The 12,610-nt window shown below is 53.4% G+C and carries 12 protein-coding genes; 10 read left to right on the top strand and 2 right to left on the bottom strand.

Annotated features, from left to right (window positions below; genetic code table 11):
• Positions 1-3: 3 nt before the first annotated feature.
• A complete protein-coding gene (locus A7C91_RS10040; protein ID WP_068667134.1) occupies positions 4-825 on the bottom strand; it encodes a metal ABC transporter permease in 822 nt (273 codons plus the stop codon).
• Positions 822-1,610 (bottom strand): metal ABC transporter ATP-binding protein, encoded by a 789-nt coding sequence (locus A7C91_RS10035; protein WP_068667132.1) that lies wholly within the window; start codon positions 1,608-1,610, stop codon positions 822-824. The genes A7C91_RS10040 and A7C91_RS10035 overlap by 4 nt, the downstream gene beginning before the upstream one ends.
• A 181-nt stretch (positions 1,611-1,791) precedes the next feature.
• Here A7C91_RS10035 and eif1A point away from each other — a divergent pair, with 181 nt between their 5' ends.
• The 10 genes from eif1A to A7C91_RS09985 all read left to right on the top strand — a co-directional run bounded on the left by eif1A (position 1,792) and on the right by A7C91_RS09985 (position 12,591).
• Positions 1,792-2,148, top strand: a complete 357-nt coding sequence (gene eif1A, locus A7C91_RS10030; RefSeq protein ID WP_068667130.1) for a translation initiation factor eIF-1A — start codon at positions 1,792-1,794, stop codon at positions 2,146-2,148.
• A 22-nt stretch (positions 2,149-2,170) separates the two neighbouring features.
• Positions 2,171-2,950, top strand: coding sequence for a serine protein kinase RIO (locus A7C91_RS10025; RefSeq protein WP_068667128.1), 780 nt, complete (start codon positions 2,171-2,173; stop codon positions 2,948-2,950).
• Positions 2,951-2,955: 5 nt separating this feature from the next.
• A complete protein-coding gene (locus A7C91_RS10020; RefSeq protein ID WP_068667126.1) occupies positions 2,956-3,648 on the top strand; it encodes a KH domain-containing protein in 693 nt (230 codons plus the stop codon).
• Positions 3,649-3,650: 2 nt separating this feature from the next.
• Positions 3,651-5,360, top strand: coding sequence for a DNA topoisomerase VI subunit B (gene top6B / locus A7C91_RS10015; protein ID WP_068667124.1), 1,710 nt, complete (start codon positions 3,651-3,653; stop codon positions 5,358-5,360).
• Complete coding sequence (locus tag A7C91_RS10010) at positions 5,353-6,513, top strand: DNA topoisomerase IV subunit A (RefSeq protein WP_068667122.1); 1,161 nt, start codon at positions 5,353-5,355, stop codon at positions 6,511-6,513. The genes top6B and A7C91_RS10010 overlap by 8 nt, the downstream gene beginning before the upstream one ends.
• Positions 6,510-7,757, top strand: coding sequence for a DUF530 family protein (locus A7C91_RS10005; RefSeq protein ID WP_068667120.1), 1,248 nt, complete (start codon positions 6,510-6,512; stop codon positions 7,755-7,757). The genes A7C91_RS10010 and A7C91_RS10005 overlap by 4 nt, the downstream gene beginning before the upstream one ends.
• Positions 7,758-7,761: 4 nt before the next feature.
• A complete protein-coding gene (locus A7C91_RS10000) occupies positions 7,762-8,172 on the top strand; it encodes a DUF1699 family protein (RefSeq protein ID WP_068667118.1) in 411 nt (136 codons plus the stop codon).
• Complete coding sequence (locus A7C91_RS09995; RefSeq protein ID WP_082872006.1) at positions 8,160-8,930, top strand: DUF4129 domain-containing protein; 771 nt, start codon at positions 8,160-8,162, stop codon at positions 8,928-8,930. The genes A7C91_RS10000 and A7C91_RS09995 overlap by 13 nt, the downstream gene beginning before the upstream one ends.
• Positions 8,931-8,998: 68 nt before the next feature.
• Complete coding sequence (locus tag A7C91_RS09990; RefSeq protein WP_068667116.1) at positions 8,999-11,149, top strand: McrB family protein; 2,151 nt, start codon at positions 8,999-9,001, stop codon at positions 11,147-11,149.
• Positions 11,146-12,591: a 5-methylcytosine restriction system specificity protein McrC gene (locus A7C91_RS09985; RefSeq protein ID WP_068667114.1), complete on the top strand. Its 1,446-nt coding sequence runs from the start codon at positions 11,146-11,148 to the stop codon at positions 12,589-12,591. The genes A7C91_RS09990 and A7C91_RS09985 overlap by 4 nt, the downstream gene beginning before the upstream one ends.
• The last annotated feature ends 19 nt before the right edge of the window (positions 12,592-12,610 follow it).

The raw sequence follows: 12,610 nt of genomic DNA, 5'->3' as shown, positions 1-12,610 counted from the left end.
ATTTCACCCCCTGAAGAGCAGCGCACCGTAAATGACGCCGAGCATTATCGTCGCTATGCCGCTCGGCGGGATGTCCGTGAAGTACGCTAAAACAACAGAGGACAGCTCTATCCCAAGGGTTAGGAAAAGGCTCACGGCAAGTATCTTCCTGATGTTGTCGCTCACCATGAGCGCTATTGCGCCTGGCAGAACCGCCACCACCTGGAGCGTTATAAGTCCAACCGTCTGGACTATGAGAGCGCCTATTGCCCCGACCAGGACGTAGAGAATCATTAGGTAAGCCCTAGCTTTGCCGCCGTAGCTCTCCAGGCCTTCAGCGTCGAAGCTTAGGTAGAGGAAGTCCCTATAAAGGAGCAGCATGACGAAGAACATAACCGCGCCGCCGAGGACGAGAACCGTCAAGTCGTTGAGCGTTATGAGAAAAATCTCGCCCGTCAAGTAGGAAACTATGTTCTCGCTGAGGGGGAAGTAGGGTCTGCTGGCCATCACCTTGTAAAGTACTCCAAAGCCGAGGACGGTTAGGCCGGCCACGAAGCTCGCCACTATTCCGACGGCAGAATCAGGTGAAAAACCAATCTTTTCAAGCTGGGCGATGAGGAGGACTATTGCAACGGTTACAATCAGCGCAACAAGCATGACCAGACTCATATTTCCGAAGATCAGTCCGAGTATCATTCCCAGAACCGCGCCAAATAGGAGGGCGTGGAATATCGCGTGGGTGAGAAAGGCCAGCCCCTTGGTGTTTATCAGTGGGCTGAGCATCCCGAGGAGGACGCTAACCATAACGCTCGCAAGGATTGCCCTGATAAGGTACTCCGGAATCAACGCCCGCCACCTCCGTGGATGTGGGTGTCGCCGATGATGCAGTATAGCCTGTCCTCGATCTTTACCGCCTTTGCCAGTGGGCCGTAAACGGACTTTATAATGGTGTCCTGAAGGACCTCATCCGGCGTTCCAAAGGCTATGAGGCGTCTGTTAAGTAGCATGACTTTGTCCCCAAGGTCTATGAGCGGATTGACGTCGTGGGTGGTGATTATCATGGTTATTCCGCTCTCGCGCTTTATCTTTCCGAGGACATTTGCCACCTCCACCCTTGCGCTCGGGTCGAGGGCTGAGAGGGGTTCATCAAGGAGGAGAAGCTTCGGGTCGGACACCAAGGCCCTCGCGAGGAGAACCCTCTGCTTCTGGCCGCCGCTCAGCTCTCTGAAGAGCTTGTCCTTAACGTGGGCGAGTCCAACAAAGCCAAGAGCTTCCTCGGCTTTCTGGAGGATTTCCTTTGGGATTTTGAAATGGATGAAGCCTTTCCGGTAGATGCCGCCCATGGCAACTACCTCTAACGCGGTCAATGGAACGCGCTCGTTGAGGACGTGGCTCTGGGGGACGTAGGAGATAAGTTCCTTGGCTTCTTCCGGTTTTCTGCCGAATACTTCGAGCTTTCCGGTATACTCCCTGTGGAACGCCGCTATGGTTCTCAGAAGTGTGGTCTTTCCTGCCCCGTTGGGGCCAAGGAGGAGCAGTGTCTCCCCGTCATCCAGCTCGAAGGTTACGTCTTCCACAGCCCTCTGCCCATCGTAGAGTATCGTGAGGTTCTCGGCCTTTACTACCTTCATAGTCATCATCCAAAAGATGCCTTTGAAGGGTGCGCTTTTAAACTTTAATGTGCCCTCACTGGGCAGTCTTGGGTAGTCTCAGTGCAAAAATTTTAAAAGTGGGGTGCTGTACTTCCGTTGGAAAATTTTTGCAAGGCTTAAGCTTATAAGGGCTCAATCCTAGGGGAGGGGGGTGATGCTCATGGTATACCATAAGGGTAAGAAGAAAAACAACAGGCAGGTGGAGGGAGACGAGGTAATTCGTGTCCCCCTTCCAAAGGAGGGCCAGCTCTTCGGCGTGATAGAGCAGGCCCTCGGAGCGGGATGGATGGACGTCCGCTGCTCTGACGGAAAGGTTAGAAGATGCAGGATTCCAGGCAAGCTCAAGAGAAGGATGTGGATGCGTGTCGGCGACGTCGTCATAGTCCAGCCGTGGCCGGTGCAGAGCGACCAGAGAGGCGACATTGTCTACCGCTACACCAGGACCCAGGTGGACTGGCTCCTCAGGAAGGGCAAGATAAGCCAGGAGTTCCTCACTGGCAGCGAGCTGCTCTTTTGAGCAACTTTAACCAGTGATGACGATGCGCGAGGAGTTCATCGAACGTGAAATCGAAGAGGTGCTCGGTTTAACAGAGAGGCGCGAGAAGGACAGTGAGCTCTACAAGATAGCTAACGAGGTCTTCGACAGGACGACCAAGGAGACCCTTGCCTATCTCCACCGCAGGGGCAAGATAGAGAGCCTCTACGGCGTGATAAGCACGGGCAAAGAGGCCAACGTCTTCGCTGGGATAGACAGCGAGGGCAACAGGATAGCAGTCAAAATCTACCGCACCTACACTACCGAGTTCCGCAGGATATGGGAGTACTTAGCTGCCGACCCGAGGGTTGGCTATCTGCCAAAGGACATGCGCAAGCTCGTCTTCGTCTGGACGAGGAGGGAATATAAAAACCTCAAGAGGGCTATTAAATATGCTGTTAGGGTCCCAGAGCCGATAATCTTCCGCAACAACGTTTTGGTAATGGAGTTCATAGGCGACGAACTGCCGGCCCCGAGGCTCAAAGACGTCGAGAGGGAGTTAACTAAGGTCGACTTCGAGGAACTCTACGCCTTCACGATGGGCGTTATTGAGCGTCTCTGGAAGCGCGGAGACATGGTTCATGGGGATTTGAGCGAGTACAACATCTTAATTCACGAACCCCCCGTCGTAATAGACTGGTCCCAGGCAACGGTAAAGAGAAACAAGATGTCTGTCTCGCTCCTCAGGAGAGATTTGAGGAACGTCATCAACTACTTCGCCCGTAAAGGTGTCTCAGTTGACGACTTCGAGGAGAAGTTTAGGGAACTCATTGAGAGCAGGTGAGAGTTATGAACGAGTTTGAGAGACTACTTAAGAAGTACGAGCGCGTTGATAAGGAGGGCAACCCGATCAGGGACGATGAAGAGGAGGTAACCTACGCTGCCCTTGGGGAGCAGGAGGAGTTCGTCAAGATACCCAAGGACAGGGTCGCCGTTCTGATAGGGAAGAAGGGCCAAACGAAGAGGGAGATAGAGAGGAGAACGAAGACAAAGATAGAAATCGACAGCGAGACGGGTGGGGTCTTCATAACCTCCACGAAGGAGACCGACGACCCCCTGGCCGTGTGGAAGGCGCGCGATGTCGTCACGGCCATAGGCAGGGGCTTTTCGCCCGAGAGGGCCTTCAGGCTCTTCAACGAGGGTGAAATACTGGAGGTAATCAACCTCACCGACATCATCATCGGAAACGATAAGAACGCCCTTCCCCGCGTGAGGGGCAGGATAATCGGTCGGAAGGGCAGGACAAGGGAAATCATAGAGGAGATGAGCGGTGCCGATGTGAGCGTCTACGGTAAGACCGTTGCCATAATCGGAAATCCCCTCCAGGTTGAGATAGCTAAGACCGCCATCGAGAAGCTTGCCAAGGGCTCACCGCATGGTACCGTTTACAAGTACCTCGAGCGGAGGAAGAAAGACCTCGAGCTGGAGAGTTCCTCCTACTACGAGGCCCTTGGCGGCGTTGACAACTTCGAGGAGGAGTAAAGATGGCCGAAGCCAAGGAGCTGTTCAAGGAGTTTAAGATTCAGAGCGTCAGCGAGTTTTTCAGGCGAAACGCGGCAATGCTGGGCTATACCGGAAAGATACGCTCCCTCACCACCGTCGTCCACGAGGCCGTTACAAACTCACTCGACGCATGTGAGGAAGCTGGAATACTCCCCTACGTCCGTGTTGAAATAGAGGAGCTTGGGAGGGAGCACTACAAGGTCACAGTTGAGGACAACGGCCCAGGCATTCCCGAGAAGTTCATAACCCACGTCTTCGGTAAGATGCTGGCCGGTACGAAGGCCCACAGGAACATACAGAGCCGCGGTCAGCAGGGTATTGGTATAAGCGGTGCAGTGATGTTTGCCCAGATAACGAGCGGAAAGGCAACTCGCGTTATCACCTCCACCGGAGACGACAAGATAGTTGAGGCGTGGGTTAAGATTGACGTCGACAAGAACGAGGGCAAGATAGTCAAGAAGGAGAAGCACCCCAATCCTAAGGGCTGGCGCGGGACGAGGATCGAGCTTGAGGTCAAGAACGTTAAATACGTCCGCTCGAAGCAGGGTGTCTACTGGTACCTCAAGCTCACCGCTATAGCGAACCCCCACGCCCACATCGAGCTGATTGAACCCGATGGAAAGCTCATCGTCTTCCCGCGCTCGAGCGAGGAGGTTCCAAAGCCGCCGGTTGAGATGAAGCCTCACCCGAGGGGTGTTCTAACGGACGACGTTTACAGGATGGCGAAGAGGACTAGGAGGAACACAGTAAGGCGCTTCCTCATCGGCGAGTTCTCCAGGATAAGCGACAAGAAGGTCGACGAGCTTGTCATGTACATAGCGGCGCTCAGGCTCATCAAGACTGAGGAAGACAAGAACGTCCAGGAGCAGTTCTACGAGAGGCTCATGAACGAGGAAGTGGAGAAAGTCCTCAAGTCCTTCGGAAGGAATTGGCGCAAGGTCGTTAAGGAAGTCGAGAAGATAATGGAGAAGCCGCCCGAGAAGCTCACCTGGCATGAGGCTGAGGAAATCGTTGAGGCCTTCAAGTTTATGAAGTTCCTAGCACCGCCGACGCACGGTTTAAGACCTATAGGTGAGGAGAACATAGAGAAGGGCCTCATGGGAATCCTCAAGCCAGAGTTCGTCACCGCCGTTACGAGGCCGCCGAAGGTCTACAGCGGAGGTATTCCTTTCCAGGTCGAGGTAGGCCTGGCTTACGGCGGAGAGATAAGCAACGGTTTCGACCTTCTCCGCTACGCCAACCGCGTTCCGCTCCTCTTTGATGCCGGCTCATGTGTGACGACCTTGGCGGCTCGCTCCATTGACTGGAAGAGGTACAAAGTAGACGACCTCGAGAGGGCGCCAGTGGTTCTCATGATAAACGTCATCAGCGTCCACGTGCCCTACACTGGAACGGGCAAGCAGAGCATAGCCAATGTGGAGGAAATCTACAACGAGATCAGGCTGGCAATAATGGACGCCGCGAGGAAGCTTCAGACATACCTCAGCGGAAAGCACCGCAGGCTCTACCAGGTGAAGAGGAAGAAGACCTTTGAGAAGTACGTGCCTGAGATAGCGAGGGCACTAAGCATTCTGACGGGCGAGCCCGAGGAGGAGATTAAAAACTACTTCCTGGGGTTCATCGAGATGAAGTTCGCCCAGAGCGAGAGTGAAGAGAGAGCCGTCCCTGCGGAGGTGACCGAGAATGCCTAAATCCAAAGCCGTCAAGAGAAGCCAACCGAGAGAGCACTTTGTCTATGATCCCCAGAAGGTTCTCAGCAAGCTCGAAGAGTACGGAAGGAGGGTTCTTGAGGACATAAAGTCGGGCAAAAACCCCTACTTCGACATACCTATGCGTGGCCTCGGCAACGTCTACTTCGACGAGAAGAGGAAAGTCATCAAGATGGGCGACAAGCTCTCCAGGAGGTACTTCCTCAACGTCGCTCACGCGAGAAAGTTCATGCAGACGCTCCTCACAATGTCCTACGTCAAGAGGCTCGTGGCCGAAGGCAAGCACGCGAGCCTTCGTGAAGCCTACTACGCCAACAAGCACACCATTCCGGGAACGAAGGAGAACACCTTCGAGGACCAGCGCGAGAGCGACCCGATCATCGAGGACCTTGAGAGAATGCTCGGCGTTCTCCGTGAGGAGATGCACCTCACAGCGGACAGGCGCGGCTACATATACGGTGACATCGTCATACGCGACGGGGAGGACGAGTTCAACACGAGCAAGCTCGGTATGGGTGGCTGGGCCGTTCCAGGAACTGTGGAGCACCTCCAGTTCGTGGAAGTCAATGTTGACTACGCCCTAGTCGTCGAGACCGCAGCTATGGCCGACCGTCTCATCGAGGAAAAGTTCCCGAAGAAGGAGAACGCCCTCATAATAGCCACCCAGGGACAGGCCTCCCGTGGAGTCAGGAGGCTCATCCACAGGCTCCACTACGAGGAGGGGCTGCCCATCATAGTCTTCACCGATGGAGACCCCTACGGTTGGTACATCTACTCCACCATAAAGCAGGGCTCCATTAACCTCGCATACCTCAGCGAGAAGCTGGCAACGCCGGAAGCTAAGTTCGTGGGCATGACCATGGACGACATCGAGAGGTACGGGCTCAAGAACGTCACCGAGAAGCTCAAGGGAATACCGCCCAACAAGAAGGGTGGTCCGACGGGCGACTACAAGAGAATCATGGAGGAGATGAACTATCCATGGTTCCAGAACAAGGAGTGGCAGAGGCAGCTCCAGCTCGCTCTCAAGATGGGGGTTAGGATAGAGCAGCAGGCTCTGGCCAATAAGTCCCTCGAGTTCGTGGCGAAGAAGTACCTCCCTGAAAAGATAAACAACGGTGAGCTCCTGCCATGACGACGACAGAAGAGCTCGTCGCACAGGTGAACAAGATACTGGACGACATCGGGATAGACATGGATGGGTTATTCGAGACTTTTGACGTCCCGTCCATTTCTTACCGTTTGAAGGAGAACCTGTCTCTCCTCCAGGAGCTTGAGGAGAATTTATCGAGGCGCGTCGGCGAGGTTGCTCCCTCGGTGGGGGGCTTCGACAAGAAGAGCAAGGATCCTCACATCCAGTGGATATACAAGAAGAAGCGCAACCGTGTTTTAGCCCTTGAGAGGCTCCGCTCGGCTATTACCTCCCACAAGATGGCCCTCGCTTTGATAGCGGCCAACTATACTTTCACCCTTGGAAAGAGGGAGCTCTCAATCAGGGAGCTCAAGAGGGAGGATATTCCAAAGGTTAAGGCCATCCAAAAGCCTGTCCAGCTCGGGCGCATTGAGGTGCTTCCTTATTTGGCATATTCCGGTGACGTACTCCGCCTTCTGGCAAGAGAAAGCATCGAGGTCAGGGAGACCTTCAAATTCATAAAGGCCAAGCTCCGCGAGAAGGGGACAGTGAGAACGCGCGGACTGCGCATAGAGGTGGAATACTGGGAGAACAACAGGCTTAAGAAGGCCCGTATAGACCTTCCGGCCAATGCGGACATCGAGAGCGAGCTCCGCCAGCGCTACGGGAAGCGCTTCCGCTGGCGCGTGCTGAGCTTCGTTAAGACAAAGGGCGCCATTATAAACAACCACTACACAGTGGATAACCTTGCGCTGGCCTACTCTATCCTCGATCCAAAGAAGGGTGCCGAACTGCTCGGCTTGGACTTGTTCCGCTACTATTTCCTCACTTCTGAGACCGAGAGGGAAGTGCTGGGCCTCTATCCGGACATAAAGCTCTGCATCGACTGCCACTACTCGATCTTCGATCTTCCCTTCAGGGATGAGCCTGGCTTTAAAACGGGCCACGGTAGCATACTCATCACAAGGAAGTGTGAGATGGAGAGGGCCCTAGTTGGCAGGAGGAAGGATATAACCAACATCCCCAACTATCTTCTTGGAGGAGTCCTGCTCTACGGAATGAGCGGCTACAGCGAAGAGAAAGTTGCCGAGTTGCTGGACATCCCAAAGGACGAGCTCATCGAGGCCATAAAAAAGTTCGTTATATCCGGCCTTCACAAGACGCTCTTTGCAGACACCAAGAAGTTCGAAAAGTTTATGCCAAAGAGCGACAGGGCGAAGCAGTTCTTAGCCCTCCTCCAGGGGTGATGGTGTGAGGGTGGAGATAAAGGCCAAGAACAACGCCGAGCTCATAAGGAAGCTCAACGAAAGCCTGAACGAGGAAGTTACGGAAGTCTACATTAACCTTCGCCCGACCAAGGAGATACTCGTGAGGATCCTTGAAAGGGCCCCCAACGTGAGGAAGATTTCCTGCCCGCCGAGCCTCTATCCGAAGGTCTCGAAGAAAGCGATAAACGCCCTCGCGCAGATGGGCATAGAGCTCGTTCCCGGGGGCTATCCCCGTGGAAGGCCGCGGAAGTACGATGAGCGGACTATCCGTGAGGTTTACGACCTTATACGGAAGGGCGTAACCCCCAAGGAGATAAGCTCACGTATGGGAATTCCGCTCAGGACGGTTTACTACCTGATCGAGAAGATGGGTGCTCGGCAATGGAGAGAATGAAGGCCCTTTACGGGGCCCTGTTTTCCTTCCTCCTTCTGCTCTTCACCCTTCTCGGGAGTACTGCTGTGCACGGCGGTGTTACGGTCTTCAACATCGAGTGGTTCTTTTTCTTTGTGAACCTGACGCTCCTCGCGATGGCTGGCTACGTAGTTAAAATAATGCTCTCAGAAGGCCTCGACAGGGAGGAGCGAAAGAGGAAGAAGAGAAACGTCCTGGCGACGATAATAACGATACTTGCCTTTTTCGTGGCGATAAAGCTTCTCCTGGATAAGAGGACGGAGAAGCTCTTTGAGGGCCCCGATGCGGTGAAAACCATCGAAGGCGCCTTGGACTACATAACTTCTGGAGGCGTTCAGGTCGTCCTGAGGGAGCTTCCTGCGGTCTTCTATCTTCTTCCCTTCATTATCTTCCTGCTCATAGCCGGCACAGCTCTGTGGAGAAGGAAAAGGAAAGTGGAGTTCGAGGTGCGTTTTAACCCTGAGATGCGCTACGAGGCCCTCAAAGGGACGCCGGCCGAGAGGGTCATCAAGATGTACAAGAACGTCGTCGCTGGCCTTGTCATGAAAGGCTATCCCTACCGCAAAAGCTGGACCCACTGGGAGCACGAGGAGAAGCTCAGGGAGATTTTCCCAGATTTGGATGACCTCGACGTCCTAACACGGATTTTTGAGAAGGCAAAATACGCCGGGAGGCTTAGCGATGGGGACGTTGAAGTGGCGCGGGAGAGCTATGAGAGGCTGATGGACTTTCTGAGGTAGTCAGAGACTCTGACGGGTAGGGAAAAGATTTAATACCCTTACAGCCTCCATTCCTATTGGTGATTGTAATGATTCGTCCGGTACCAATGAAAAGTTCAATGTATTCTATAAACAGGTTTTTGGACAGCGAGTACGGGGACTTTGGCTTCGTCGTTGAAGACCTGAAGCTGTTTCCCAGCGGGAGGTATCTGGCAGTTCTGGTAAGACTGGATGACGACTCAAGGTTCATACACGCTTTTGAAACAGGAGGACGGCTCCTCGAAGGTTGGGAAAAGGGCATTCCTGTGCCCTGCGCGGACGAGGTGGTGATGTTTCCAGGGAAAAGAGAACTCGCAGTCTTCACGAAGTGCTATACTGGGGAGGTTAAAATTTACCCTATCCAGTCGGACAATCCGGAATCTGATGCGCTCTCAGTAACGTTTACCAGACTGCCCCTTTACGTCAATTTTACCTCCCTAGGAAGGCTTGTGGTGTTCTGTGATTACAAGGTAGAGTACTTTGCACCTGCGGAGATTGAAGTCATCAAGATTCCAACGCCATCAAATGGTTTTGCGTATCTCCATTCAGTAAAGGATACCAAGGACTCACTTTACCTGCTCTATACCTTCAGAGAGAATCAAAAGCCGCGCCTGGAGCTGGGAATGGTTCCTCTCCCAATGTTTCCTTACTATTCTTCCCTGGAGTTCTGGGATGGCGTTGAGACCCTCTCAAAATCCAGCATTGTGCCTCGGGGAGGAAGGCATGTGGGGGACATATGGCTGGAAAACGGCTCTTTTATTGCAGCTCTCGGCACCAAGGGGGGAAATGAGATTTACCTCATGAGCGCCGCCGGAACGAAAGTGGCACTGCTTCCCGGGGAGCTGGTGTTCCTATCATTCACATCCAGAGGACTTTTTGTCATAACGGGTATATACGGTGGAAACCTGAAGGCCTGGCTCGTACCCTTCGATGTCATTAACACCACCAAAAAGATAAAAGTGGAAGATTTCCGCGGAGATGCGGTTCTGGGGAGGTATGTCCCTGGGGTTGTTGATCCAAAGTTCGCGGGAATATCAATGGATGGGAGAGTTCTTTACTTAGGTAGAAGCGGGGGAAAAAGTTCGGGCGGAACTTTCTATTACTTTCTCCGCAGGGACGTGGACTACCTTTACCGGCTCGAGGTGTCTGAAACTCCGAACCGGGAAAGTGAATCAAGGGTGGGGGTTTCCGAGCTTGGACCTGTTGGGAACAAAAAAGGGGAAACGGCCGAAAAAACTGGGGGGACGTTTCTGGAGCCCCTGCTTCAGAGGTTCAAGCAGGTCATCATCTACGGGCCGCCCGGCACGGGTAAAACATACCTGGCGCTTAAAACCGCCAAAAACGCGGAGTTTGTCACATTCCACCAGTCTTACAGTTATGAGGATTTCGTCGAGGGGTTTAGACCTGTTGAAAAAGACGGGAACGTTGTGTACCGTGTCTTCGACGGAGTATTTAAGCGCCTGGCAGTGCGAGCAATATACGACTCCCTACCGGAGGAATTCCGAGAACACAAAAACAACGCAGGGTATGAGGATATGAAGCTAGCAGTCCAGAAGTTCCTGGAAAAAAGGAGAAAAGGAAAGAAGACTGCCATTAAGCCTCAGAGAGAATTCTACATGGTAATTGATGAAATAAACAGGGGCAATATAAGCAGAATACTCGGTGAGCTGATAACCCTCCTCGATCCCGATAAAAGGCTGGGCGCCCCAAACGAGACTATAGTGACCCTTCCATACTCGGGAGAGCTTTTTGCGCTACCCCCCAACTTATACATAGTCGCCACCATGAACTCGGCGGACAGAAGCATAGCGATGCTCGACATCGCACTCAGAAGGAGGTTCGCATTCGTGGAACTGTCTCCAGATCCTGAGAAACTCAGAGGGATAAATGTGGATGGGATAGACCTTGAACACCTCATCATGAGAATAAACTCCATTATCGAGCAGGAAAAGGGCAAAGACTACACCATAGGGCACGGATACTTTCTCGATGTTCCCTCCGCGGACGACCCAAGGCAGGCGCTCTACCTGGTCTTCTACCACAAGGTGCTGCCTCTTTTCCAAGAGTACTTTTACGGGAACTGGGAGCACCTCCGATCCCTCTATCCAGGCTTTGAGTTCATAGACGAGAGGGGCCGGATAATTCGGATGAACCTTGACGAGTTCATGGATGCCCTCCGCAGGCTGGGGGGGTCGGAATGAGGGCGGTAACCCTTTACGAGTTCCAGAGAAAGTACCTCCAAAGTCTCCAGGCTGAGGGTATAAAGGTATCCCCCTCCGAACTCCAGAGGTTTTTTGACTTTATCAACAGGACTTACGGCCATGAAAATGACGTCCTGAGCCTGAGATACGACGTCAGCAAGGGGGACTACTACATCCAGGCCCATGGGAGTGTGGGCTTCGCATACTACCTTGGGGATGAGCCGTTCATGATACAGGTTCTTCCGAAACCCTACAGGCACGATTCCGACCAGAGGCGTTCCATGAAGTTCTTCCTCAGTCTGCTCAACCTGAGCGGCAGCCTGGGTATGAGCCCACGCGATATAGAGCTTGCTGTCTCCGCTTACCAGGACGAAGGTGAGCTGATCCATGAGCTGTTCTTTTACCTCTACGTCTCCCAGCTGGGGAGGAGAATATTCCACGGGATGTACCAGGAGTACAATGAACTCGAAGAGAACACCAAGACCATCCGGGGGAGGGTGCTCCTTTCGCGTTTGATCAGGACAGCACCCGGACAGCTGGATATCCCCGTCAGGCATTCGGTCCTTGGAATCGACAACCCGCTGAACAGGGTATTGAGGGCCGCACTTGAAGTGGTGACGGAGAACTCAGAGTGGAACGGGGTGAGAAGGGCGGCCGGCTCTCTTCTTGAGTACTTTAGGGGAGTTGGACAGCTCAATCAAAACGATTTCAGCAGGGTGTCCTTCAACCCCCTGAACGAGAGGTTCAGGCCAGTCTACATCCTCGCAACAATAATCCTCAGAGGGTTCAGCAGAGGAAGTCAAAGGGGCACGGCGCAGCAGGGAGTTTTTATAGATATGGCTCATCTATTTGAGAACCTGGTGTATCACACAATAAAGAGGGCCCTAACTGGGTGGGGGAGGGTCTACAGGGACTACCTCCTCCCGCACCTTGTTAAAGATTCCCGGAAGGTGGAGGCAGAATTGGGGGCTGTTTTTACTTTCGGGCCCCCGCTTCCGGATATACTAATTGTAACAGATTCCGGGAAATGCGTGGTTGAGGTCAAATACCGCAGTCTCCTTGTAAAGATGCGGGGGAAGTGGCGGAGAAAGCTCGTCCGAAACAGCGAGGAGCTCTACCAGATATACTCCTATTCCCGCCTCGCCGGAGGAAGTGCGGCGATCGTTTATCCCCGCCTGGAGGGGGTGTACAACCACTGGATTCCGGACATGTTTGGGCCCGGCGAAGAGATTCTCAGCTTCTTCGACGGTACGCCCTTCGGGCTCTTTGGATACGAGCTCTCCAGAGTTGGGACGGACGTGTTTATAACCCGAAACGGTGTCGTTTTGAGGGATTCGGTTGCCAAAAACCTTAGGGAACACCTGCTGTCTCTATGTGAGGGAAGATATGTGGAAGCACATCACGGCGTACATTTAAAAAGCCCCCCTCATAGATGCCCCTAAAAAGTTCAGGGTGATACTC

This window comes from Thermococcus piezophilus, from assembly GCF_001647085.1.
Lineage (GTDB): Archaea > Methanobacteriota_B > Thermococci > Thermococcales > Thermococcaceae > Thermococcus > Thermococcus piezophilus.
Note: the sequence above shows the minus strand (reverse complement) of the source record. Positions and strands in the feature narration are given on the sequence as shown.